We start from the raw sequence: 24,334 nt of genomic DNA on the forward strand, positions 1-24,334 counted from the left end.
GTCATGGGAAAAAAGAAAAAAGTTATTGCGATAACAGGAGGCATTGGCTCGGGTAAAAGCTACGTCGCACAACTTTTAGCCAAACGAGGAATAACGGTCTATGACTGTGATGCTGCTGCCAAGCGTCTCATGCAACAAGATTCAGTCTTACAAGAAGGACTCAAAAAGCTCATTGGTGCTGATGTTTACCAAGGTAACCAACTTCAGAAATCTGTCGTGACAAAATTCTTGTTGGCATCAGAAGAGCATCAACAAGCCATTCAGCAGCTCGTACATCCTGCCGTAGCAGCCGACTTTCTGCACTCTCCCTACAACTGGATTGAGAGCGCTATCCTCTTTGAAGCACACTTCGATCAATTGATTCATCCAGACATCATCATCAGCATCATCGCTCCTTTACAGACACGTGTGCAACGTGTCATGCAGCGTGACCAGCTCACCGAAGCGCAAGCGATGGACTGGATTGACAAACAATGGCCTCAAGAAGAACTTGTGAAGCGTAGTACCTTTACGATTAACAATGACGATGATACCAATCTCGACCAACAAATAGATTGTATATTCAAAAAAATAGATTATCACATATAAAACAAAAACGTTAAACAACAATGGAAACTATCCTTTCTATCGCAGGAAAACCAGGACTTTATAAAATGGTTTCACGAGGGAAAACAAACTTAATCGTTGAATCTCTTGATGACAAACGTCGCAGAATACCCGCTTTCGCATCAGACCGCGTAACCAGCTTGTCAGACATTGCCATGTACACCGATGCTGACGATGTGGAGTTATGGAAGGTTCTCAAGAGTGTGGGCGAAATAGAAAACGCTAAACCTGTATCGTTTAATTATAAAAAAGCCAAGGGCAAAGAACTACGTGAATACTTTGCAAAGGTATTGCCTTCATTCGATGAGGACCGTGTGCACGATAGCGACATCAAAAAGCTATTGCAGTGGTACGACATCCTTGTACAAAATGAGCTGACTAATTTCGAAGAGTTGCTCGCTCGTAAAGAGTCTGACGAGGAAGAAAAGTAAATCACAAGCCTGCACGAATGGAACTTTGATTTGATAAATCATCACTGACAGAGTTCTATCGTCAACGGGCAAATTGTTCAAAAACTTAAGGTAAGAATGCAAGTCCTGCTACTTCATTCTTACCTTATTTTATATCTTATTGTCTTCTTGTCTATCGATGAACAATGGTGCCATTTGCTACAGCACCCCCATCACCAAATAACTGATATAGCCTATAAACACGATTGTGAGCACCGCACCTTCCCATCGTGCAAGCGTATATTTGGTAAATGAGAACAACCACAGCATCACCATTGATGCCACTAACATCGCCAAATCCACGGTAGTAATGCCTTGAAGCGTCATAGGACTCATCACACCCGTAACACCGAGTATCAAGAGGATGTTAAATACATTTGAGCCTAACACATTACCTATGGCAATGCCACTCTGTCCCTTGCGTGCCGACACCACACTCGTTGCCAATTCAGGAAACGATGTGCCGCCTGCAATAATCGTCAAACCAATGACCGCATCGCTTACTCCTAACTGACGAGCAATAACGGTAGCCGCATCTACGAACAAGTTACTACCAAACACCAAGCACACCAACCCCACAACAATCCACACTACCGACATGAAAGGCTTGCCAGCTTTGGCAGACGTCTGTTGCATGGATTGTTCATTTTCTTTAGCGCCCTTCAAGGTGATGTACATAAAGACCACAAACAGGCCCAACAGCACCATCGCATCTATGCGCGAGATGTTTCCATCTAAGCACATGAGCAATAAAGCCACCGAAGCCACCATGGCAAAAGGAATATCTTTTTTCACCGTTGCAGGCAGTATCATTATGGGTGTCACCAAGGCTGCACAACCAACAATCAATAAGGTATTGAAGATGTTAGAACCAACAACATTACCCACTGCCATGTCTGGCGTATCTTTCAAAGCCGACATGAAACTCACAAAAAACTCGGGCATCGATGTTCCCATTGCCACAATCGTGAGTCCTATCACCATTTGTGATATATGCATACGCTCAGCTATCGCCACTGCTCCATCGGTAAGCCTGTCGGCTCCCCACAACACCAAAGCGATGCCTGCGATCATCCAAATAATATTTAATAACATCTTCTCAAATTATAAATTATTCTACTCGTCAACTTGTCAATCCGTTTACTCGTCAACTCGTCAACTTGTGAACTCGTCACCTCGTTCAACTCCTCTCTAATTCCTTGCAAACTTACAAAAAAATCTAACAAGGCAATCATCGTTTTTAAGTTTTATTGCTCATGCCCATATATGGTAACCGAGTGTGACGATGCAGCAACACAGCTGAAAGTGATAAATCACCAACCGAAAAACGAACATCAAATCACTATGCAAATCAATCTGTATGGCGCACTATTCAAGCCACACCTCCACCCTCTTTTTGTAAAAATAAATAACCAAAAAACAGCCATTGAAAAATGATGAAATAGGAAAAGAAAAGGAGGAAACAAGCATCAAACACCACATTATTTTGTAAAAATAGCCCTCTTTTTTTCTTAGAGCATTGAGTTAATGCCACTATCACATGCGAATTGGCACACTATTCACATACAATTGAACCGCTAAAGCATTGTTTCAACAGCACTTTTTTGCCCATTTTCACCACAAATTGATTGAAAAAATCGTCGCTATATTTGCTCAATTCTCATAACAGATTGTGTTAAAAGCAGTTATCAAACTTTCTCAAAACTCGCGTATTTGCAACCAACGGAACGGTTGGTTCAAAATACGCGAGTTATGAAGTGCCTTTTGTTAAATAATTTGACAGTTTATTTTTGCATCACATGCCTCATATATCAGTCATTTTTTCTTGATATTTTTTCTTGTTGATGGGTTCAATTTCAGATCACCGAATGCGCGAATGAGGACATATTGATGCACGTTTTACATTGCGTGAACAACCTTTACTTGTTGTTTGAACTTTCACATGGCGAAACAAGGAAAAATGTGTAACTTTGCAACATGATTTATCCACACAACTTTGAAAGCAAAATTAGCTTCGACCAAATAAGGGCAATGCTCAAAAACGCATGTTTATCGACCATGGGACAAGAACAGGTTGATAAGATGACTTACTCCACTCGCATAGAAGAAATTAGCCAATGGCTGCAACAAATCTGCGAGTTGCAAAGAGTAATGGAAGAAGAAGAGCGGTTTCCGCTACAATATTTCTTCGATATGCGGGCGGCTTTGGCACGCATACGATTGGAGAACACACACTTGGAAGAAGAAGAACTGTTTGATTTGCGTCGCTCTTTAGACACCATCTTTCGCATGGTGAACTTGCTCAGACAAGGCGAGGATGGAGAAAACTTGTCCGATGAGTCGCAAAATGATGAGGACATCGACTCGGCACCCATGCCCTATCGTTATCCTGTTTTATCGAAGCTAACGGAGAAGGTGACGTTGTTTCCACAAATCCTACAGCGTATTGACCAGATTTTGGATAAATTAGGACATATTCGTGACAACGCCACACCTGCTTTGGCACAAATCCGTATGGAATTGAAGCGAGCCGAAGGGAGCGTTTCGCGCACACTCAATAGCATCTTGCGCACTGCACAGAGTGACGGACTTGTCGACCAAGACGTGGCTCCTACCTTACGTGACGGTAGGTTGGTTATACCTATTGCTCCCGGCATGAAGCGAAAAATAAAAGGAATTGTGCACGATGAGTCGGCAACAGGGCGCACCGTATTTATCGAACCTACCGAGGTGGTAGAAGCCAACAATCGCATCAGAGAACTCGAAACCGAAGAGCGCAAGGAGGTAATACGTATCTTGACAGCCGTGACGCAAAGCATCAGACCACGTATTCCGCAACTGTTGCAGGCATATCGCATGTTAGGAAACATCGAATTTATCTACGCTAAAGCACAATTGGCAAAACAGACAAAAGCCATAGCCCCCACGATTGAAGCACAACCACTCATCGACTGGATAGGTGCGGTGCATCCCTTGTTGCGCCAGTCGTTAGCCAAACAAGGCAAGAAAGTGGTGCCATTGGACATTACACTGACTGCCGAGAAACGCATCCTCATCATCTCTGGACCGAATGCTGGTGGTAAGTCGGTGTGTCTCAAGACCGCCTGTCTACTGCAATACATGCTACAATGCGGACTGTGCATACCCGTTGGCGAACGTTCGAAGGCAGGGGTGTTTGAGCATATCATGATAGATATTGGCGATGAACAAAGCATTGAGAACGATTTGAGTACTTATTCGAGTCATCTATTGAACATGAAAAACATGATGAAAACGGCAAACGACCGCACGCTATTACTGATTGACGAGTTCGGAACGGGCACCGAACCGCAGATAGGGGGTGCCATTGCCGAGGCGGTGCTACAACAGTTTTGCGACAAAAAGGCGTGGGCAATCATCACCACACACTACCAAAACCTGAAACATTTTGCCGACTCGCACCCCATGGTGGTGAATGGTGCGATGCTATACGACCGCCACGAGATGCAAGCCTTGTTCCAATTGGCGATTGGACAGCCTGGAAGTAGCTTTGCTATTGAGATAAGTAGGAAGATTGGCTTACCTGAAGAGGTGATTCGTCAGGCATCCGAAATCGTTGGAACAGATTACATCCAAAGCGATAAATATTTGCAAGATATCGTGCGTGACAAGCGATATTGGGAGAATAAACGCCAAACAGTTCGGCTACTCGAGAAAGAATTAGAGAGAAAAACGGCACGATATGAACAGGACATCAAAGACTTGGAACAAGAACGAAAGTTGATTGTCAAGCGTGCCAAGCAGCAAGCGGACGATTTGTTGCAAGAGAGTAACAAGCGCATAGAGAATGCCATTCGGGAAATAAGGGAACAGCAGGCAGAAAAAGAAGCTACCAAAAAGATACGTCAAGAACTGAAGACCTTTGAAAAGGGGTTGCAACAAGAGACTACAAATGCCAAAAGTGGCGTGATGAGTGATGAGGATTTTGCCAAAAAGGTAGCACAAATGAAACAGCGCAAGGAGCGAAGAGAGAAACGAAAAAATGACCGTGAAGCACAAAAGCAAAAGGAAGAGCAAGCCAACAAACAGGTTGCTGCAACTAAGAAGAGTGCTGACACCTTTGTTGTGGGCGATGAAGTGCGCATGATTGGACTGACAACGGTGGGAACAATAGTGCAGGTAGAGGGGAAAATGGCTACTGTAGTCTTTGGCGATATGCGTACCAAGGTACGGATCACCCGATTGGAACATGCGACACAAACATCAACTGCGCCCTCTCGTGAAGAACGATTGGGGGCGGTGAAGGTAAGTAAAACAACACGCGACACGATAGACACGCATCGAAAAGCGTTTAAGCAAGAGTTAGATGTACGAGGCATGAGAGGCGACGAGGCGTTGAATGCCGTACAGTATTACATTGATGATGCCATCTTAATGGGAGTGAGCCAGGTACGCATCCTGCATGGGAAAGGCAACGGTATCTTGCGCCAACTCATTCGTGACTACCTCTCAAGCGTCCCCAACGTGGTGCAATATCGGGACGAGCATGTACAGTTTGGTGGGGCTGGCATTACAGTTGTGGAACTTTGAAAATGATGTCGAACGAGAACTGGTACTCCTTTCTTCCGTTAGATTACCGAGCCACACAGCAAGAGTAATTCTCCAAGCAAGCACACATCAGGTCGTTATGCAACATCAATAAGCGCTGTTCAGGAACAGAGCGACACTTTTCACGGCTTCGTGAAAGGCTGTAGGTTGTCCCGGTACGGTAATAAACAGGTGTGTGGCAGTGGGATATACCTCATAAATAACAGGGCGATGAAGTTTTTTCAGTCGACATACCAATTCTTTGGTTTGGTCGAACAAGATATCATGACCTGCCGAAATAAAGAGAGTTGGTGGCAATTGACTCAACATCTCGTCACTTGCCAATCCTACGGACGCCAGTGGATGCCGCACTTGCTGCCCACCATAGGCTTCATTAAAGGCTTCAAGTAGTTCGGCATCATTGCCATAACCTTTCCCATACGTTGCCCATAAATCGGTGTGCTCGGTAAAAAGCTTTGTAACAGGATAAATGGGTATCACTTTGGAAATTCCTTGTACCGACAAAGCCGTTGCCAAAGCCAAGTTGCCACCAGCACTATCACCCCCTATTGCTATTTGTGTAGTATCGCATCCCCATTCTGCGGCATGCTTACGAAGGTATTTTATGGCTCTTTGGCAATCTTCCAAAGGGGCTGGGAAAGGATGTTTGGGGGAGAGTTTGTAATTGAGTGCTGCCACAACACAATTGGCTTCTATAGCGACCGCTGCACAAAATTGTGCACAACTGTTAATACTACCAAAGCACCAACCACCACCATGCAGATAAAGCAAAAGGGGACGCTTTTGACGCACAGCGTTTTTGGGCGTATATATACAAATGTTGGGTGTAGGATAAAAAGCATGCAGCGAATCAGGTAACTTGCTTGCATGGTTCCTACTCTGTCGTATTTGCTGTAATTGTGTGTCATCTCCATTGATTGCTGCACGTACAGCCAACATTTGAAGATGCTGTAATCCCGGTTTCATGCGAGCTAAAAACGTTTGTTGTTCTTGCAACATCTTGCGCTGCAACACAGAATCAACACTTGCACCTTGCACACTTTGAAAAGGTAAAATCATTTGTAATAAGAAGAAAATGTTAGTCAATCGTACTTTCATGAAACACGGTATTGATGATATATACCAAGGAACTCTCCCTTGTAACTGCAAAGATACTCATTTTTTGAAAACAATGGCTCTTATCCTACAAATAACACACCGCTTTTCTACCCTTCACTAAACATGATTGTAAGGTGGAGGAAATGGCAGAATGCGATGGCAATCAACAGCAAACGAAAACAGGAGGCACTGTTAGAACCTCCTGTTGACGACTATCATAATAGTAAATAAAAGATGAACTATTATAAGGTAAGGGCAGCACCAGCCACTACCCAAATTCCTGGTTGTGGCACATTACCTGCGTCCATGTATGTCTTGTTCAAGATGTTGTTGGCATTGAGGTACGCCTTCCAGTTACTTTCGTTCCACGTCAGACGTGCGTCCACCACGCTATAAGGCTTGTACGAGTGGGCTACTCCCTCCCGGTCCTTGTAGCTTCCCATACGGTCGAGATAGCGACAAGACACGCCTAAGTCCAATTTACCCATGAGATGCAGCTGTGCATCAGCCACCAACTTGTGCTTGAGATACTCCAATACATATTTGCTAACAATGCCTTTTTCCTCCTTGTGGTCTTGATGGATAAAGGAATAACCTAAAGACACATTCTTCAAGAAATGCTGTGATGGCAGAATGCGCAGGAAATTAAAGTCGAAACTGCTCTCAACACCCAATGAATTAATCACGCCAAAGTTGACACTCTTCCACACTAATTCATTTTTTTCATTGCGTGTACCGTCTTGTATCCAGTCTATCAGGTTCTTGTGATGATTGTAATACACGGCTGCCTTGGCATTGATGTAAGGGTTGCCAAACTTGATACCTCCTTCGAGGGCGGACAGTTCCTCTGGTTTGAGGTGCTTGTCTGCCTTGTGACCACCTACAGAATAGAACAATTCCGTCATGGATGGCATACGCAGTGAGGTGTTATACGAGGCATAAAGCTTAAAGGCATCACCGATGCGATAGCTCATATCTACCCCTGGATACACACGCATGTTCATGTTCGCTTGACTGTTTTTAACGGCTATCAAGCCCGCCGAGAGGGTGAACCTGTTGAGCAGCACGTTATGTTCAAATACAAATTGCGTATTGGTGCGTTGCAATCCGTTGGTGTACTGACGGTCAGTGCCATGAATGTGCTGTGGGTTCTCGAGCTTCTCCCCAAGGTTTCCACTCATCAAGTCTTCGTGTCTCAGCTCAGCACCAAAGGCTGTTCTACCTCCAACCCAATCAAAATAGGCATTCAGATTGACGCCATACACGTCGGTTCGGTGGTAGTTGAAGGGATATTTGTTAGGCTCTCCACGAAACAACTCGAACCTATCCATGCCTCGGTTCCAATAAACAGACGGGCGAAGGTGAAATTTACCTTGCTTGTTTTCGGCTTGTATGGCTGTGAACGTCTTGAAAGTATGCTCAAACTGGTTGTCCCATTTCACGCCATAGAACGTGTTTGATCCAAAATCTTTCAAGCTCATGCCGGCATGCCACTTCACATCAACCCAACTGTCTTGATAGCTTCCTTGATAAAATGACTTGAACGTACGATAATCAGCATTCAGGTTTCCTGCCTTGCTGCGTGAATAACCATCGCTTCGAGTAGCCGAGAGAGAAAGCTGGTTGTTCCAATTATTACGGGCGATGTTGCCCCTTAGACCTGTGGAGAGATAACCATATGAGCCACTTTCCATACGAGCTGTGAGTGAAGTGCGGGCTGCTGCCTTGGTAACAATGTTGATGGCACCTAATAAAGAAGATGTGCCATAAACCCTACCTGCCGGGCCTTCCAAGACTTCTATGCGTTCGATTTCGCTCAAATCGACAGGAATGTCGAACACATTGTGCGCGGTTTGCGCATCGCAGATATTGATACCATTCAACAGAATGGTGACCTGCTCCGAGTTTCCGCCACGGATACCCACATCGGTCAATGCTCCCAAGGGACCTTTCTGGCGGACATCTACCCCTATTGCTAATTTCAATAGGTCATTCACACTTTGTACCGGAGCCGATTCAATATCCTTTCGGCTCAGTACAGTTACCATTCTCGATTGCTGACTGACGGTCAGCGGAGCGCGAGAGCCTGTGACGACTACTTCGCTCAGTTTCACTGCTTGGCTTGTAAGTAGGTCGTTGGGCAAGTTACGGTGTACACTTACACCGTCTGCCTTCGCGTAAGTCAATGTGCTTACGCTGAGAACACTAATCAAAACTTCTTTACCAAGAGCAGCGAAGAGCGAATATCCTTTGCGGTTAAAATGCTTGAACCACAGCGGATTGCGCTTGTTAAACTGTTCTTTTACCATTGTTATTTATTAAAAAATCGCTGCAAAGGTAAAGATTTTTCGCGATTTTTTAAGTCTGCACGATTGGTTTATTTGGGCTCGTGGGTGCGATAAACCAAATAATCTCCATTAGATTGAATGCTGAACGATGCACCTTCTGCCTCGTTAAGTGTGCCTTCCCACCAACTTTGATAGGCATGCGATTGCCAACGCAAGCCCTTATTTTCGATACGCTGGCATGAGAAATTAAAAATACTTACTTGCTGTTTGGCAAACGACTCGAAGGTGCAATCGCCATGACAAGGCACAAACGTGCCGTAATCGGTCACCATGACAGGCTGCACGCCGTAGGTTTGAAAATAACGCAACAATAAGGAGATGTTTCCCAAGGTATGATCTTCGCGCTTGCCCGTCGCTCCCAAATAGGCGATACGGTTGTAGTTGTGGCTGACACAATAGCGGGTGGCCTTGGTAAGGTCGTTGTCTGCCTGCTCATGCTCAACATGCAGCACGTCATGAAATTGTCGTTTGGCAGCCTCAGACATCGAATCACCATCGCCAACCACAGCTTCCACCTTATTATATAACGAGGGATGTAGCAACTCGATGGCGCTGTCGCAACATACAATGCGTGGCGCTTGTTGCAAGATTTGGGTGGGTATAGGGTGCTGCGGATAATCACCGCCTGCCAAAACCACCACGTCGAAATTGGTTGATGAGTTGCTGAGCTGATAGTTCATGACGCTGCTTGTTTCATCATCGACTTCCACTTAAAGTACCCTAACACGGCAATAACGACATAAAGTCCGTACAATCCTGCCTTGAAAGGAATGCCCTTGTACACATACAGCACAGTGCAAACCACATCGACCACTATCCAAAAGAGCCATTGCTCTACATACTTGCGCGCCAAAGCCCATAAGCCAACGAAGCTGAGTGCATTGGTAAAGCTATCTAATAAAGGTACGTTGCTGTTGGTAAAGCGCACCAACACATAATAAGTAACGCCCCACGCCAAGGCAAAGAACGCGAAAGTGGGCAGATAATGCTTGCCGGGCATGTGCGTAATGGGCAGTTCTTGCTTTTTTTGATTGAAGAGTTTGCTGCCCCACTTCCACGCAATATATCCGTAAACAGCAGCCAATGTGTAATACACTGCCATGCCCGCATCTCCGTATAAGCCATGCTTCCAATACAAAAACACGTCCATGGCAGGCATCACGATACCCACTATCCACAGCCAAATGCTGGCTTTATATTCCAAATAGATATAGACAAGTCCCAAAATGGTGGTGACTATATCCAACCAATCGAATGTCATGTTATAAAAATAAGCCCACCCCCTTGTGCTTTTCTACGCCAAAGAGGTGGGTAAGATTTGATATTTATCAGAACGTCAATGACAAGTTTGCCATGAAGTTGATAGGAGCCTGTGGCGCAAAGCCAGCCATATACTGTCCGTTTTTGCCATAGGTAGCTACGACGTTGCCTTGTGCATCCTTCTTAAAACTAGGTGCTGCCCAGCCGTTATTGTCGTATTTGGCACTGAAAAGGTTGTAGACAGTACAGCCAACGGTAGCCTCTTTCAAGCCCAACTTGTGACAGGCAAAGGTGTAAGCCACATTGAGGTTGGTAGTAAAGATGCTGCCCAACATCATGCTCACGTCAATGTCTTGACGGTTGTCGTCTTTGGTTTGATAGCTTTTCAGTCCTGTATTGGTGAGATACTGCTCACCGATATACTGCGTATGAACATTGGCAGACAACCCTTTGTAGTTGAATGAGAAGATGTTGTTGAAGATAAGATCTGGAGAAAAGCTGGTAGGTGTGTCGCCCAAAGAAACGTTCTTCTTGTCTTCCAACTTCACCATCCAGTCCTTAACACGGTTCTTGCTGAAGGTGGCATTAACGTTCCAAGTGAACCAGTCGACAGGCTGCCAAGCCGATTCCAATTCAATACCCATGCGATAGCTACGACCTGCATTCTTTGTCTTCATCTCACCGATGGCATCCAGTTCGCCAGTGAGCACAAATTCATTGCTATAATTCATATAATATAGGTTGACACCTGCGCTGTATTTGGCACAGGCAAACTGGTAACCTATTTCCAAATCGCCTAATTTCTCTGCCTCCAACTTGGTGTCAAGGTTTTGCTCAAAACTGTTGCGGGTAGGTTCTTTGTGCGCAATGGCATACGATGCATACACGCGGTTGTTGGCATCAGCCTGATAATTGAGTCCAAACTTAGGATTGAAGAAATTGAACTTTTGGTCAAGATTGAAGACAACCTGCTTGTTATTGTCATCCCATGCATCGGAAGGACCTGTCATCTTAATGCCCACATGACGATATTGTAAGTCGGCAAAGGCACTCAAACCCTTTACGAACTCCCAGTTTACCTTTCCGTAAACATTGCCGTCCACCTTCTTGGCATCGTTGTTGTAATACTCGTTATCAGGCTCCAATGTGGAGGGTCCCATTTGATACACCTTCTTCTTTTTGCCGTTGGCATCTTCTATCTGATAGAAAGGAGCACCCGTCCAAATGACTTTTCCAAAGTGACCGCCCACATATTTGTTCCAACCGCCACCGATGTTGGCGGTCAAACCACGGTTGTTGTCATAGTTAATAGAACCTACAGCACCATAAAAATCGTTGTCCATCTTCTTTTGGCGCACTAAGTCGCCCAACAACTTGGTGTCTTTAGACAGATGATATTGATACCAATTGCCTTTTCCTTTGTACTGCTCGTAGTATCCGTCGCCCTTGGTATAGTGCAAGGCAACGTTGAGTTTCCATTGGTCTCCAAGCAGTTGACTCCAATGCAGCTGGTAGTTTTGCTGGTGGTAGTTATCCGTTTGTCCGTCGTAATATTTCACGTTACCCTCGGCATCGATATACTCACCGGCCGAATTGTAGGTGCGTCCGTACAAACTTTGCTCGTATTTGGAAGCGTAGTACCATGCGTGATAAGTACGTTCCACGCCATTGAAGGTAACAAACTTCACCATAGTGTTGTCCGAGAAGTAGCCCGCTTGAATGAAATACGAATTGAGTTTGGTGGAAGCACGATCCAGATAGCCGTCGCTACCGATATCAGAAAGGCGCCCTTGTATGCCCCAATGGCCACCAATAAGTCCTGTTCCGAAGCGCAAAGTCTCCTTGTGCGAACCGTAACTACCGCCCGAAAGGTCGATGCCGAAGAATGGTTTGGTACCGATGTTCTCGGTCTGCATGTTCAAGGTAGCACCGAAAGCACCCGCACCATTGGTAGACGTACCAGCTCCACGTTGCAGCTGCATGCTCTGCACACTCGAGGCAAAGTCGCTCATGTTCACCCAAAAGAGGGTTGCACTCTCGGCATCGTTCATCGGAATACCGTTGGCAGTGATGTTCACGCGCGAGGGATCGATGCCACGCACACGCAGCGAGGTGTACCCAATACCATTACCCGCATCGGAAGTAAGGGTAATTGATGGCAAGGTAGACAACAAGAACGGAATATCCTTGCCATGGTTCATCTGCTTGATTTGCTTTTGTGTCAAGTCCGAATGCGCCATAGGTGTCTTCTTGTTGGCACGAGTAGAAATTACTTGTACATCCTGTAACTCGTAAGTATGCAAGGTGTCAATAGGTTGCACCGCATACACGTTGGCGGCAGTCATCGCAAACACTGCCCATAAAAACTTTTTCATTGATAAAAATAAGTCATCAATAAATACATAAATAAGGGAGAGAGCAAGTGCAAAGTTTAGCTGTTAAAGAACTTCGCCCACTTGGCTTCTTGGTCGATTCCTACGCTGGTATTACCCAGATCAGGTCAGAAGGTTTGTTCTCAGCCCACGAATAAAAGTGAGCACCCTTAGCTTACTGTTTGTAAACCGACGGCAAAGGTATGACTTTTCTGTAAGATTTGCAAAAAATAGTTGAAAAAACAAAGGTCGCAATCAATCATTCTTCATGAGCAAGATACGCTGTCCATCAAAAAAGCCCATCAGTAACTTACTGACAGGCTCTTGCAGAATGTGGAGCTGGAGGGAGTCGAACCCTCGTCCAAACAGGGAAACCATACGCTTTCTACACGCTTATTCTGGCCTTTAGTTTTCGTGTTATGGCAAGACCCAGACCACCAACCATAACCTTATCCTCTAAAAATTCATTTGCCGAGCGAGGCATCAACAAACTATTTCCGATTTACCTGCACCGCTCAACCCTCAGATTCGGAACCACATCCTTGGAGCGATGTCTCGTCCCATCAACTATTGACGGGATAAAGCCAGTAATCTACTGTACTTCGATTAGGCAGCGAGAGCGTAATTGTTTTCGCCAATTAAATTGTTGCCTGCTAAGATTTAGGAGCCAACAAACCATGCTCCGCGTGCTTACATACCATTTCATCCCGCTGTCAAATCCAGTCAACCCCAAGATGATTTCACTACACCAACGTGATGAACGTGAAAAAGTGGTAGTATCAAGAACAAAGTCCACGAAACTCTACAACCTTTCCTTGTGAAGAGTGCGCAAGTCTTTGCCTCTGATTTGCAAAGATACTACTTTTTCATGGTTTTGCAAATAGAATACGAAAAATCTTGCTTTTCAACCTCAATTTATAAGGCTTTTTTATCTCCCCACCCCATCTGATTATAAAAAAATATATACCTTTGTATGGATGCAACTGATGCTGGGCTACTGACAACCATTGCATTCTTTAGTCATTGATACAACCTACAAATAGTTATAAATTAAAACAATAGTACAATGAAAAAGCTTTTTTTATTCGTCTTTCTCTTTTGGATGAGCTCGCCATTATGGGCTGGTAAAGTGATTACCGACAGTATTCACAGCAATGTGCTGGATAGTACGATGACCTACAATGTCTATTTGCCCACTGGATATGAACTGTCATCACAAAAGTATCCTATTGTTTATTTGCTGCATGGGCTGTATGGCACTTATAAAGATTGGGCTTCGAAGGCAAATGTGAAAGAAGTAGCCGACGAATTGATAGAAACTCAGGAGGCTGTACCTATGGTGATTATTATGCCCAATGCAGGAAATCCTGATGTAAGAAATCAGTGGAATGGCTATTTCAATATGCCTGGTTGGAACTATGAAACGTTCTTCTTTACCGAACTGATGCCTGCCGTAGAGAAAAAATATCACACCTACACGGACAAGAATCATCGTGCCATTATGGGACTCTCAATGGGCGGAGGCGGTAGCACGGTGTATTGCCAACGCCATCCCGAGCTTTTCTCGTCATGCTATGCCATGAGTGCTTGGTTAGATAATAAAGAACCAGAGGTTGCCCCACATGGGAAAGACAAATTGTACTATGTTTCCAAATCGGTACGCGACCATTCGGCAATTGATTTCATCACAAACGCTGACGAAACAACGAAACAACAGTTGCGCTCTGTTCGCTGGTTTTTCGATTGCGGAGATGACGATTATTTGGTTGACCTATCCTTTAAGATTCACCAACTCTATGCCAAAGCAGGCATCAAGAGCGAGCTTCGTATTCGCAATGGCGTGCACAATTGGGAATATTGGCACAGCTCATTGCGACTTGCCCTTCCATTTGCTTCGATAGGCTTTAGAAAGTAACGGTGTAAAAGACAATGGCAACCGCTGTCTCGACAGCTGAAGAAGACCAAAAGGTACGCTCTATGAGTGCCTTTTGGCTTTTCCCGGAATCCATTCCACCTCCACATCCTTACTGAAATTTTGCTGAATAATACCCGTATGTGCCTGTCTATTGCCGGCTGGTAGAAATTTACATTTAATGCGACGAATATGCTGATGGATATTGAAGTCGGCTTGCTGGGCTACCAAATCGCTTTCTACCGTTAGATGAAAACGACCGAAGCCATCCAATACCACCGTCTTTCCATCAGACAGTTGCTGTTTTAGCTCGTCCACCAACTCGGTAATCAAACCTTGTACTTCGCCTTTTTTGAAGGTAGTGTTCGATTCAATGATAGTTGCCAACTCGTCCGTGTGGATTTCGCCTGTCGACACGACCTTGGCATACCATTTACTTTGCTGCACTTTGTTTTTGAATTTTGACTGCATCAGTCTAATCAATATTGACATTGTTTCATGGTTTTAAGTGGTTGATACATGATGATAACAGTAGAAAACAGACTGTATTGGAGTATAAAACAGGCTGTTTTATCTCACAAAACAAACTATTTTGCACTTTTCATCCTATGAGATACAAAGTTAAAAGCAAAATCATTGTTTTGCAAGCATCATCTTTCAATGCTGGGGGAATTCTCCCTTTTTGCAGCGGATATGCCTATCATTTTTGGGTGTTGAAACTATATTCAGCGTTTTTTGTGACGCAAAAAAGAGGGAAATGTCGAGAGTTATTGAAAATCTTACGCAGTCTCTTCAATAATTATTGTTACCTTTGCAACATTTAAGCAAAAAAAGAGTTAATAATATAAACGAAGGATGAAAGGGAAAGTTCTTCAAGATAGAACAGATCTGAACCCACCTTTCCACTTTGCAGAATAATTGACAAGTTTGTCCAAATGATATTTTTATAACTTTGAGCATGATGATAAGTAAAAGTTACACTATTCTTGATATGAAAAGATTCGTTATCTATATCCTCTTTTTAGCACTCTGTCCAATTGCTGCTCACGCCCAGTCGAGCATGACAGATGAGCAAATTTTAGAATTTGTTTTAAAGGAAAATGCCGCTGGCACATCACAAGCACAAATCGTTACCAAGCTGATGCAGAAAGGTGTGAACATACAGCAGATACGCAGGGTAAGGGATAAATATGAACGACAGCGCAAGCAAAGCGGACTGGGCAATGTGGCTGACCAAACCGTTGCTCGGGCAGAGAGCAGGATGCGAGAAGCCAATGGTAATTCACATCAAGCAGCAAAACGATTTAATACCATCAAAAATAAAACAGACAATAGGGAGCAACAGTCTGTGCAACGCATTCAAGGACAACCATCATGGAAAGCAGAATATGACGAAAATAGCGAAGATTTTCTGCGCATGCAGAATGAATTGCAGTATATCACGCCCACCGACTCCATTGAATGGCTCAAACAGATTTTGAAAAAGCGTGAAGAAGAGAGGCGGAAAGTTTTTGGTCGTGACATTTTCAACAACGAAGAGCTGACCTTCGAACCCAGTATGAACATCGCTACACCGCAAAACTACCGTTTAGGTCCAGGCGATGCTGTTTATATTGACATCTATGGGGCATCGCAAAAATCGATACAAAGCACGGTATCGCCAGATGGCGATGTGAACATTGAGGGCTTTGGACCTGTTCAGGTCAGCGGACTGACCATTGCGCAAGCCAATCAGCGCCTGCGTACACAATTGGGTGCAAGATACAGCAGCAGCAAGGTGCGGTTGACATTAGGACAGAGTCGTACCATTACTATCAATGTCATGGGCGAGGTAATGACACCAGGAACTTACACCGTGTCAGCCTTTGCTTCGGTTTTCCATGCGCTGTACATGGCTGGAGGAACCAATAACTTAGGAACCCTACGTAACATCAAAATCTATCGCAACAACAAGTTGGTGTCTACTGCCGATGTTTACGACTATATCTTGAACGGCAAAATGAGAGGCAACGTACGCTTAGCAGATGGTGATGTAATCTATGTGGGACCGTACGACTGTTTAGTGAACATCACAGGTAAGGTGAAACGCCCCATGTTCTATGAAATGAAGAGCAACGAAAGCATGGGTACCCTTTTGAAATATGCAGGAGGATTTACCGGAGACGCTTACAAAAAGGCGGTACGTGTGTTGCGAAAGACGGGTCGTGAATACGCTGTTTTTAATGTGGCAGAGTTTGACATGAACTCTTTTCATGTGGCAGACGGCGACTCGGTATCGGTAGATTCCATCATTCAGCGTTACAGCAACACGGTAGAAATCAAAGGAGCAGTATTCCGCCCTGGTATGTATCAATTGAGTAACGACATCAACAGCGTGCGCACACTGATACAACATGCCGAAGGACTGAAGGAAGAAGCTTTCACCAACCGCGCCATTATCCACCGCTTGAAAACAGATCGCACACTGAAAGTACTGTCGGTAGACGTGGCGGGCATCATGAACGGCACTGTTGCCGATGTGCCTCTTCAGGAGAATGACGTGCTGTTTATTCCCACCAAAGAAGAGCAAATGAACCAGCGCACCATCACCATTCATGGCGAAGTGCAATATCCTGGTATCTACAATTATGCCGACAATGAGACGTTAGAGGATTTCGTGTTGCAAGCAGGAGGTCTAAAAGAAACGGCATCTACCGTGAAAGTGGATGTGGCACGTCGCATCATCAACCCCAAAGCACTTACCACCGACTCGCTCATCGCCAAGACATATACCTTTGCCCTGAAAGATGGATTTGTGATTGACGGTGAACCCGGTTTTGTTTTACAACCCTATGATGAGGTTTATGTTCGTAAGAGTCCGGGTTATAGTGACCAGAAGAACGTAAGTGTAGAAGGTGAAGTGATGTTTAATGGTGTCTACACCTTGAACAAACGCAACATGCGACTCACCGATTTGCTGGAAGCAGCAGGCGGTGTAACCGATTTGGCATACGTCAGAGGCGCACGACTGGAAAGAGTACCCAACGATATGGAACGCTCCAGAATGGAGACAGCCTTGAAGATGCAAGAAGAAGAACTACAACGACAGCTGTTACAAATGGCAGCAAACAACAATAATCCAGCTGGAATCCAACAATTAGGACAAAACACCTCCAATACTCAGCTTAGGAAGTTTGAGATTCCGCGCTCGTTCCCTGTAGGCATTGAATTAGATAAGGCTATTGCTAATCCCAACAGCGATGCCAATATTGTGCTGCGAGAGGGTGATCGATTGATTCTTCCCCAATACAGTGCAACGGTGAAGATTAATGGTGCCGTGATGTATCCTAACACGATAGCCTACCAAAAAGGAAAGAAAGTCAAGTACTATATCAATGCAGCAGGAGGATTTGCTCAAAATGCCCGCAAGAGCAACGCTTATATCATCTACATGAACGGTATGGTAAACAAGGTTTCACAAGGAGCAAAAATAGAACCAGGTTGCGAAATTGTAGTTCCCAGCAAGCTATCTCGAAAGATGAGCATTGCAGAAACCATGAGCCTTGGTAGTGGTATCACCAGCATTGCCGCCATGATAGCAACAATTGCAAATATGGTGAAATAAGTTTGTCTGTGATATCAACAATTCATTGATTTGTGCTAAAAAAGAAGTGTGATGAAAGAAAGAAATGAACAAATACATCTCTCCGAAATCGTTCAACGAATCATTCATAAAAAGTGGATCTATACCATTGTTCTGTCCTCTACCTTTGTGGTGGCGTGTTGCTTAATACTTCCTGTGCCCAGATATTATCGAAGTGGAGTGACATTAGCTCCAGAATTAGGAAATGTTAATGGTGGAGGTAGCCTTTCTGACATCGCTGCGTCAATGGGCTTTAACTTGAACAACACGGTTTTGTCGGATGCAATTTCACCTGAACTGTACCCAGAACTCTTAAAATCAAATAGATTTATTCTTCAACTGGTTAACACACAAGTTACAAATATTGATGGCGATATCAACACCACCTATTATAATTATTTGGACAAGCATCAGAAGCAAAACCCGTTGATGATTCCTCTTTTTGCTGTAAAAAAACTTTTCATGAAGAAAGTACAACCTTCATCGAAAAGCCAACAGATAGATCCGTTTCAACTTACAAAAAGAGAAAATGATATTTTTGGCGCTATTCGGAACAAAATTGGCTGTAGTGTGGACAAAAAAACGAACTTAATCACCATAACAGTAGAAGACCAAGACCCCTTGATAGCTGCTACAATGGCTGACACGGTACGTAACAAACTACAAACGTTTATCACAGAATACCGAACCAGTAAGGCACGCCACGACATGGATTATTACAAGCAACTAACCATGAAAGCTAAACAAACATACGAAAAGGCGCGCCAAGCATACGGCAGTTATGCAGATGCGAATATGGAAGTTATGCTGGAAAGCTTTAAATCAAAGAAAGACGACTTGGAAAACGACATGCAACTCAAGTTTAACGCTTACAGTACACTGAACACACAATTGCAGGCTGCCATAGCCAAAGTTCAAGAAAAAACTCCCGTATTTACCGTTGTGACCAATGCCACTGTTCCACTGAAGCCTGCGGGTCCCAAACGAATGATATTCGTGGCAGGTATGCTTTTCTTGGCATTCATCATAACAACAGTCTATGTCTCAAGGGATTTAATTTTCTAAGGCTTCCTAATATAAAGATGACAACCTATCAAGCCAACAATAAGAGGATAGCAAAAAACACGATGTTCTTATATATCAGGATGTTTTTTGTATTGCTGGCCAACCTGTATATCTCACGTATATTGTTAGACACGCTTGGTGTTGTTGACTATGGCATATATATGGTTGTCGCTGGTCTGGTGTCTCTCTTTGGCTTTTTCAACACAACGCTTGCGTCCACCTTGCAACGCTATTACAATTATGAGGGTACTCACAAACGGGAACAAGGCATTCAAGATATTTTTGCAACAGGCTGTATTATCAATCTACTGGTAGCAGTGCTTACCTTCATCTTATTGGAATCGGTTGGCTTATGGTATCTCTATCACTATTTAGTGGTGCCTGCCGACCGCATAGAGGCTGCTAAAATACTGTTTCATGCCTCTACCCTTTCGTTGGTTTTGATTATCCTTCAAATCCCAGCCACAGGACTTATCCTTGCCAAAGAGAGAATGGGATTTTACGCAGCGGGTAGCATGATTGACATCAGCCTAAAGGTAGCAGCGGCTATGGCGTTACCTTACATCGGTGGCGAGCATATCTCTGTGTACGCATATTTCTTGCTTGGAATTGCCATCTTTGATTTTTTGCTGTACCATGGATATGCCAAACTGTCTTTCCGTTATATTCATTTAAGTAGAAAGATAAGCCGGCAAACTGCCCGTTCGTTGTTGGCATTTACGGGATGGAACATGATGGGCACGCTGGCATTCATGCTTAGAGGACAAGGTATCAGTCTGTTGTTGAACAATTTCTTCGGTCCTATCGTTAATGCCGCACGCGGAATCTCTATGCAAATAAGTAGTGCTGTGGGACAGTTCTCCGCAAATATTACGTTAGCCTTTTCACCACAGATAACAAATGCTATTGCTGAAGAAAACGAAAAGCTTGCGGTATCCATGATGTTTACAGAGTCAAAAATATGTTTTGCCGCCATACTTATATTGATATGTCCCCTCTGTTTAGAAATTAATTATGTTTTGAAATTATGGTTAGGGGCAAATGTCCCCATTAATTCTGAAGCATATTCAATATTACTCCTTATTGACACACTAATTTGCACGCTAAATACACCTTGCACTCAAATTACACAAGCTACAGGAAAATTAAAAAATTATCAAATAGGTAGTACTTTAGTGAACTTATGCTTAATACCATTTTGTTATATTTTTCTACGAACTGGTTTTTCAGCTATAAGCTCTTTTGTAATAACCATTATTTTCTCCATAATCAACCAATGCGTCTGCCTGTACTTCACTCACAAAATTGTGAATTTTAATTTCTGCCTTTATCTGAAAAAAGTACTTTGCCCTTGCATGGTACTAACATGTATTATACCCTTAACCCTTCTCTTTGCTGTATGGAATGTTGATAGTTCATTCATGAGATTATTATTCGTATGTTTTCTCGACGTAATTGTAGCTGTACCAACCAGCTACTTTCTTCTGCTTACAAGAAAAGAACAGTCTGCACTAAAAACATATTTCAAAAAAAAAATAATATAAAAAAAATAAGATATGGATTATAAGATTTCTGTTATTGTTCCCATATATGGTGTTGAGAAATATATAGAACGGTGTGCAAGAACGTTATTTGAACAAACACTTGAAGACATCGAATATATATTTGTCAATGATTGTACCAAAGATCGGTCTATGGAAATTCTGACTTCCATTATTAAGAATTACCCAAAAAGAAAAGAACACATCCGTATTATAAATTCTGAACAAAATAGAGGTTTAGCAGAAACAAGAAAAAAAGGGATTAAGTATGCCAGGGGTGAGTACTTTGCCGTATGCGACAGTGATGACTGGGTAGACAAATCTACCTATGAAACTATGTACACAAAAGGGGCTAATGAAAATGCAGACATTGTTGTATGTGATTTATACTATGCATACGACAATATCTTAGAGAGGAAAAAAGGTATGATAAATTCTATGCATGATAAATTTATCACTGATATGTTTTACCAGAGAGTTCCTTGGTCATCATGTAATAAATTATTCAAGCGAACATTACTGTCAAATCCGATACATTATCCCACAGAATCCATGGGAGAAGACTTTACTCTAACCATGCAACTTGCATATTTCAGTAAAAAAAATTGTTATGTTGAACAGCCTTTATACTTCTATTATCAGCATGAACAATCGATGGTCAAAATGAAAGGTGACACTATTGTATTCAACAAATTTGTGCAAGCCTCAATTAATCTTGAACTTATTGTTGATTTCTATAAAAGAACAGAACTTTATAAGTCTATAAATGGGGCTATTGCACATACATGCTACCATACAAAGAGTCTTATACTTCCCCTTGTAAGCAAAAAAAAATACTACTATATATGGAAGAATTATTATCCAAATATAGAATGGAAGATTCTCCTAGACAATAACAATTCAAAAAAGGACAGAATCAAATGTCTACTGATATTATTGAGAATTTATCCATGGATTAGTAATTGTTTAGGTCTTACTAAATGTAAATGAAACGCATACGATACATAAAAGACAATTTATACTATTACATTGGCATTGCATGTCTTTTTTTTGCAGCCTTTGTAAGTCTTTATTCGCCAGCGGCTAATACTGTCGGATTATATTTAGCTATACCTTTAGCATGCATGATAGCCACCTTATTTAACAAGGGGTTTCATACAAATATTTATGAAAAATTGCTGTACGGGCTTTTTGTTTGGGATTGTATAGCCTACCTATGGGCAGATAACAAAGAGCTTGCCAGCACAGAATTACACATGATTTTAGGTGCGTTCCTTTTTGTTTATTGTATCTCTATCTTTGCAAGAAAATTAAGACTTATTCCCTACTTATATTTTGTATATGTACTATTATACCTCAGCGCATGGAATTACGCCATTCACAACATCTTCACAATGATGGTCGATGACAGCGACCGACTGAATGATGAGGTTCTCAATGCCAATACCATGGCATATTATACGTTTTATGTGTCATATCTATTGTTCATGCTCTGGCAAATTTCTAAAAATAAATGGATGAAACGCACATGGCTCTTCTTGTTTTGGATAATGATTCCAGCTTCTTTTGGCGTTTCGTTGCTCACCGCCTCAAGACAAGTCATGATTATACAAGTTCCGTTATACTCACTTCTCATATACCAACGATACTTCAAAGGGTCATCCATGAGAAAAAAGATGTACTTCAGCCTGGTTGCCTTAACCGTCATGGTTTCCCTATCGGGGAAGATTATAAATACATACGACAACAGTTTCCTTAAAGAACGAGCCGAAAAAAATGTAGCTGACGACAGCAGGATGGAGTTGGTACGAGATGCAACGAAAGTGGCATTGAAAAACATGCCATTGGGCGTGGGTAGTGCAAATTATCAAGGGGTTTCGTCCAGAAGACAGATTTCACACAATTCCTATTTGGAGGCATTCGTGAATATGGGGATTATAGGACTGATCCTATACGCAGCTTTGATGATGTCTTTCACGATTCGTCAATGGAAACGCTATAAACGGTACGATGACAAGATGTACTTTTATTTCTTTACGTTCGGACTAATCTATGTTTTGGACGGTGTATTTTTCGTATTTTATAATGCTATTTGGCTTATATCCTTTTTCATGCTCGTTGCGGCACACAGCGAAACGTATTACTCTGAACATCATAAAGAATTAAATAAAAGCAGTGGAGAAGAACTTTCAACCCATTGCGGGACACAAGAACAAATGCTATAAAATGAAGAAGATTCTTTTAGTTGATACCAAATATAAAGAAGGTGGACCAAAAACCGTTCATCAGAACATCTTGAGCTCCTACCTCTCGAAGAAGTACGAGATTAAAGAAATAGGCATCAGCGAAAGTGTGCTACATTTCAATCCTATCAAAGGCATGAAGTTCGTACTCACTTATTGGAAACTTATCAATACAGAGCATGCCGATGTAGCTCTCGTCCGGGGCTTGCAATATATTGGCTTTTTAATGGTTTTGGCTGCCAAACTTTCAAATGTCAAAAAGACAATCGTTTGTATCCACGGGTCCGACTGGGATGTACCAGAAAGAACCTTTAGGAAAACAATTCTTAAATACATTATAGAACCCTTGGAAATAAGAATGGCTGATAGTATCTTTACGGTTTGCCAAGCAGAACAGAAAATTGTGAAACCGTTAAAGCTGGCTAAGGCTGGAGCTAACAAAGGTGTAATATACAATACTTTCCCTAATGTTGACATCAACAATATTAGCTCAGGAAAGCTCAGAAAAGAACTGAATATTCCTGAAAATAAAATCATAGTCATCTCTGTTGGACGTGTCGTTATTAGAAAAGGACATCAATATATTATTGAAACTCTCAAAAATTTCAAAGACTCAGCCTTTGTTTTTGTCATTGTAGGAAGTGGCGATTATCTACATCACTATCAAGAGTTGTGTAAAGAAGAAATTGCCGAAAGACGTTTATTTCTACTCGGAAATAGAACAGACGTCTACGAGCTTCTCAAAGATAGCGACATATTCCTTTTTCCTACACTCAATGAAAATCACTCTATGGCTCTCCTTGAGGCTATTAACATGCACTGCGCAGCAATTGTAACTAACGTAGGAGGCAATACGGAGACTATAAAAGACGGTGAGACAGGAATTGTTATCAGACCTAAAAACGCAGCCGATATTGTACGTGCACTTTATCGGATGAAAGATAAAGATGTACGGAAAATATATTGTAACGAAGCCTTCCGCTACGCCAAAGAAAAATTTTCGATAATGAACACTTTGGGAAAGCTCGAAGAACTATTTTGAAAATTATTTTAACAAAACCGTAAGCAGATAAAGATTACAAGATGTAGAAAAATTATTATTCATTCCCTCCTTTCCACCCTATCTTAAATTTACTGACAAATGCAATTTGATTTAAAATAGGTTTTGAATAAAGTTGCGCCAGCATGATGACAACTACAAAACAAAAAGTCATATTGCAAAGAAAACAGA

Annotated in this window: 18 protein-coding genes, 1 other RNA gene and 1 riboswitch; of the genes, 10 read left to right on the top strand and 9 right to left on the bottom strand. The window is 42.7% G+C overall.

The genetic code is table 11. From position 1 onward, the window contains the following. The first annotated feature begins 3 nt into the window (after positions 1 to 3). Together coaE and BN35_RS03775 are read left to right on the top strand one after the other, a co-directional pair. Positions 4 to 588, top strand: coding sequence for a dephospho-CoA kinase (gene coaE / locus BN35_RS03770; protein WP_025071990.1), 585 nt, complete (start codon positions 4 to 6; stop codon positions 586 to 588). Positions 589 to 608: 20 nt separating this feature from the next. After that, positions 609 to 1,037: a DUF5606 family protein gene (locus BN35_RS03775; protein ID WP_025071991.1), complete on the top strand. Its 429-nt coding sequence runs from the start codon at positions 609 to 611 to the stop codon at positions 1,035 to 1,037. A gap of 177 nt (positions 1,038 to 1,214) precedes the next feature. Here BN35_RS03775 and BN35_RS03780 read toward each other — a convergent pair whose 3' ends face one another. Beyond that, entirely contained in the window at positions 1,215 to 2,150 is a 936-nt protein-coding gene (locus tag BN35_RS03780; protein WP_025071992.1) for a calcium/sodium antiporter, read from the bottom strand. Between the two features lie 882 nt (positions 2,151 to 3,032). Between BN35_RS03780 and BN35_RS03785 the strand changes: the two genes are divergently transcribed. Beyond that, positions 3,033 to 5,624 (top strand): endonuclease MutS2, encoded by a 2,592-nt coding sequence (locus tag BN35_RS03785; RefSeq protein WP_025071993.1) that lies wholly within the window; start codon positions 3,033 to 3,035, stop codon positions 5,622 to 5,624. A 105-nt stretch (positions 5,625 to 5,729) separates the two neighbouring features. Here the strand turns inward: BN35_RS03785 and BN35_RS03790 are convergent, their stop codons facing one another. The 7 genes from BN35_RS03790 to ssrA all read right to left on the bottom strand — a co-directional run bounded on the left by BN35_RS03790 (position 5,730) and on the right by ssrA (position 13,451). Continuing rightward, positions 5,730 to 6,740, bottom strand: a complete 1,011-nt coding sequence (locus BN35_RS03790; RefSeq protein WP_025071994.1) for an alpha/beta hydrolase — start codon at positions 6,738 to 6,740, stop codon at positions 5,730 to 5,732. 242 nt (positions 6,741 to 6,982) lie between these two features. Further along, on the bottom strand, positions 6,983 to 9,049 hold the full coding sequence (locus BN35_RS03795; protein WP_028900901.1) for a TonB-dependent receptor plug domain-containing protein: 2,067 nt from the start codon (positions 9,047 to 9,049) through the stop codon (positions 6,983 to 6,985). 68 nt (positions 9,050 to 9,117) lie between these two features. Continuing rightward, entirely contained in the window at positions 9,118 to 9,768 is a 651-nt protein-coding gene (locus BN35_RS03800; RefSeq protein ID WP_025071999.1) for a thiamine diphosphokinase, read from the bottom strand. Continuing rightward, a complete protein-coding gene (pnuC, locus tag BN35_RS03805) occupies positions 9,765 to 10,349 on the bottom strand; it encodes a nicotinamide riboside transporter PnuC (protein ID WP_028900900.1) in 585 nt (194 codons plus the stop codon). Before pnuC ends, BN35_RS03800 begins: the two co-directional genes overlap by 4 nt. Positions 10,350 to 10,416: 67 nt before the next feature. Continuing rightward, positions 10,417 to 12,723 (bottom strand): TonB-dependent receptor, encoded by a 2,307-nt coding sequence (locus tag BN35_RS03810; RefSeq protein WP_025072000.1) that lies wholly within the window; start codon positions 12,721 to 12,723, stop codon positions 10,417 to 10,419. A 79-nt stretch (positions 12,724 to 12,802) separates the two neighbouring features. Continuing rightward, positions 12,803 to 12,902: riboswitch (TPP riboswitch) on the bottom strand. Between the two features lie 73 nt (positions 12,903 to 12,975). After that, a complete protein-coding gene (locus BN35_RS14060; protein ID WP_257009441.1) occupies positions 12,976 to 13,098 on the bottom strand; it encodes a hypothetical protein in 123 nt (40 codons plus the stop codon). After that, positions 13,052 to 13,451, bottom strand: a transfer-messenger RNA (tmRNA) gene (gene ssrA, locus BN35_RS13015). The genes BN35_RS14060 and ssrA overlap by 47 nt, the downstream gene beginning before the upstream one ends. A 335-nt stretch (positions 13,452 to 13,786) precedes the next feature. Between ssrA and BN35_RS03815 the strand changes: the two genes are divergently transcribed. Then, positions 13,787 to 14,635 (top strand): alpha/beta hydrolase, encoded by an 849-nt coding sequence (locus BN35_RS03815; protein ID WP_028900899.1) that lies wholly within the window; start codon positions 13,787 to 13,789, stop codon positions 14,633 to 14,635. A gap of 60 nt (positions 14,636 to 14,695) precedes the next feature. Here BN35_RS03815 and BN35_RS03820 read toward each other — a convergent pair whose 3' ends face one another. Further along, positions 14,696 to 15,124, bottom strand: a complete 429-nt coding sequence (locus BN35_RS03820) for an HU family DNA-binding protein (protein WP_025072002.1) — start codon at positions 15,122 to 15,124, stop codon at positions 14,696 to 14,698. A gap of 499 nt (positions 15,125 to 15,623) precedes the next feature. Here BN35_RS03820 and BN35_RS03825 point away from each other — a divergent pair, with 499 nt between their 5' ends. The 6 genes from BN35_RS03825 to BN35_RS03850 all read left to right on the top strand — a co-directional run bounded on the left by BN35_RS03825 (position 15,624) and on the right by BN35_RS03850 (position 24,145). After that, positions 15,624 to 18,236 carry an SLBB domain-containing protein gene (locus tag BN35_RS03825; RefSeq protein ID WP_028900897.1) on the top strand — a complete coding sequence of 871 codons (2,613 nt, stop codon included), beginning with the start codon at positions 15,624 to 15,626 and terminating at the stop codon, positions 18,234 to 18,236. A 51-nt stretch (positions 18,237 to 18,287) separates the two neighbouring features. Then, complete coding sequence (locus BN35_RS03830; protein ID WP_028900896.1) at positions 18,288 to 19,319, top strand: GumC domain-containing protein; 1,032 nt, start codon at positions 18,288 to 18,290, stop codon at positions 19,317 to 19,319. Between the two features lie 17 nt (positions 19,320 to 19,336). Continuing rightward, positions 19,337 to 20,863 (top strand): lipopolysaccharide biosynthesis protein, encoded by a 1,527-nt coding sequence (locus BN35_RS03835; RefSeq protein WP_025072004.1) that lies wholly within the window; start codon positions 19,337 to 19,339, stop codon positions 20,861 to 20,863. A 12-nt stretch (positions 20,864 to 20,875) separates the two neighbouring features. Further along, the gene (locus BN35_RS12755; protein WP_025072005.1) at positions 20,876 to 21,850 is read left to right on the top strand and encodes a glycosyltransferase family 2 protein; all 975 of its coding nucleotides are present in this window, start codon (positions 20,876 to 20,878) and stop codon (positions 21,848 to 21,850) included. Positions 21,851 to 21,984: 134 nt separating this feature from the next. After that, positions 21,985 to 23,085, top strand: a complete 1,101-nt coding sequence (locus BN35_RS03845; protein WP_159099996.1) for an O-antigen ligase family protein — start codon at positions 21,985 to 21,987, stop codon at positions 23,083 to 23,085. A 1-nt stretch (position 23,086) separates the two neighbouring features. Continuing rightward, positions 23,087 to 24,145 (top strand): glycosyltransferase, encoded by a 1,059-nt coding sequence (locus BN35_RS03850; protein ID WP_025072008.1) that lies wholly within the window; start codon positions 23,087 to 23,089, stop codon positions 24,143 to 24,145. Positions 24,146 to 24,334: the final 189 nt, after the last annotated feature.

This window comes from Hoylesella timonensis 4401737 = DSM 22865 = JCM 15640 (assembly GCF_000455445.1).
Lineage (GTDB): Bacteria > Bacteroidota > Bacteroidia > Bacteroidales > Bacteroidaceae > Prevotella > Prevotella timonensis.

Excerpts from the sequence above, each read along its gene's own strand:
- coaE (WP_025071990.1), top strand. The coding sequence starts at position 4 with ATGGGAAAAAAGAAAAAAGTTATTGCGATAACAGGAGGCATTGGCTCG.
- BN35_RS03775 (WP_025071991.1), top strand. The coding sequence starts at position 609 with ATGGAAACTATCCTTTCTATCGCAGGAAAACCAGGACTTTATAAAATG.
- BN35_RS03780 (WP_025071992.1), bottom strand. The coding sequence starts at position 2,150 with ATGTTATTAAATATTATTTGGATGATCGCAGGCATCGCTTTGGTGTTG.
- BN35_RS03785 (WP_025071993.1), top strand. The coding sequence starts at position 3,033 with ATGATTTATCCACACAACTTTGAAAGCAAAATTAGCTTCGACCAAATA.
- BN35_RS03790 (WP_025071994.1), bottom strand. The coding sequence starts at position 6,740 with ATGAAAGTACGATTGACTAACATTTTCTTCTTATTACAAATGATTTTA.
- BN35_RS03795 (WP_028900901.1), bottom strand. The coding sequence starts at position 9,049 with ATGGTAAAAGAACAGTTTAACAAGCGCAATCCGCTGTGGTTCAAGCAT.
- BN35_RS03800 (WP_025071999.1), bottom strand. The coding sequence starts at position 9,768 with ATGAACTATCAGCTCAGCAACTCATCAACCAATTTCGACGTGGTGGTT.
- pnuC (WP_028900900.1), bottom strand. The coding sequence starts at position 10,349 with ATGACATTCGATTGGTTGGATATAGTCACCACCATTTTGGGACTTGTC.
- BN35_RS03810 (WP_025072000.1), bottom strand. The coding sequence starts at position 12,723 with ATGAAAAAGTTTTTATGGGCAGTGTTTGCGATGACTGCCGCCAACGTG.
- BN35_RS14060 (WP_257009441.1), bottom strand. The coding sequence starts at position 13,098 with ATGGTTTCCCTGTTTGGACGAGGGTTCGACTCCCTCCAGCTCCACATT.
- BN35_RS03815 (WP_028900899.1), top strand. The coding sequence starts at position 13,787 with ATGAAAAAGCTTTTTTTATTCGTCTTTCTCTTTTGGATGAGCTCGCCA.
- BN35_RS03820 (WP_025072002.1), bottom strand. The coding sequence starts at position 15,124 with ATGTCAATATTGATTAGACTGATGCAGTCAAAATTCAAAAACAAAGTG.
- BN35_RS03825 (WP_028900897.1), top strand. The coding sequence starts at position 15,624 with ATGAAAAGATTCGTTATCTATATCCTCTTTTTAGCACTCTGTCCAATT.
- BN35_RS03830 (WP_028900896.1), top strand. The coding sequence starts at position 18,288 with ATGAAAGAAAGAAATGAACAAATACATCTCTCCGAAATCGTTCAACGA.
- BN35_RS03835 (WP_025072004.1), top strand. The coding sequence starts at position 19,337 with ATGACAACCTATCAAGCCAACAATAAGAGGATAGCAAAAAACACGATG.
- BN35_RS12755 (WP_025072005.1), top strand. The coding sequence starts at position 20,876 with ATGGATTATAAGATTTCTGTTATTGTTCCCATATATGGTGTTGAGAAA.
- BN35_RS03845 (WP_159099996.1), top strand. The coding sequence starts at position 21,985 with ATGATAGCCACCTTATTTAACAAGGGGTTTCATACAAATATTTATGAA.
- BN35_RS03850 (WP_025072008.1), top strand. The coding sequence starts at position 23,087 with ATGAAGAAGATTCTTTTAGTTGATACCAAATATAAAGAAGGTGGACCA.